At 43.8% G+C, this 525-nt stretch carries 1 protein-coding gene and 1 pseudogene; one reads left to right on the top strand and one right to left on the bottom strand.

The annotated features are described in order from the left end of the window. On the bottom strand, positions 1-236 hold a 236-nt coding region (locus tag BG32_RS09840), incomplete at its 3' end, for a Mur ligase domain-containing protein (protein WP_259459664.1). 107 nt (positions 237-343) lie between these two features. Here BG32_RS09840 and BG32_RS09835 point away from each other — a divergent pair. Further along, positions 344-525: pseudogene (locus tag BG32_RS09835) on the top strand (heat-inducible transcription repressor HrcA); the annotation flags it as partial.

The raw sequence follows: 525 nt of genomic DNA, 5'->3' as shown, positions 1-525 counted from the left end.
ACTTCCTCGTCTTCAATGGGCATTTCCGCGACCAAAGCGACTGCTCCCTTTCTTTGAAGTTCCCTCGCAATTAGGTGTGAATCGAAATTTGTACCCTTAATGCATATAAAGAGGTTTCTCTCCTTTAGACCCCTGGAATCACTCTCAATATGATCGAATTCAGGATCGACATTTCCGGGATTCACCACCTGAAGAACACTGTTGCCGAGGAGTTCTATGACCTGAGATAACCTCATTGATCACACCCCTTTCGCTCTTAAAGATTGTATCATCGGTCTCTGAAGTTGACAACAGAGGCGGCATATGGTAACATTTATTAGCAGTCTATAGGAGGGAGTGCTAAGTGTCTAGAAGACGTACGGGTGGTCCAGAACTTAACCCGAGGCAGATAAGAGTGCTTTACTGCATCTCAAGAGAATACATCTCTTCTGGAAAACCTGTTAGTTCTAAGCAGGTTTTGGAGCACTCTAATCTCAAGTTTAGTTCTGCTACGGTAAGAAATGACATGCGAAAACTGGAGTTTCT

This window comes from Mesotoga sp. HF07.pep.5.2.highcov (genome assembly GCF_003666285.1).
Lineage (GTDB): Bacteria > Thermotogota > Thermotogae > Petrotogales > Kosmotogaceae > Mesotoga > Mesotoga prima.
Note: the sequence above shows the minus strand (reverse complement) of the source record. Positions and strands in the feature narration are given on the sequence as shown.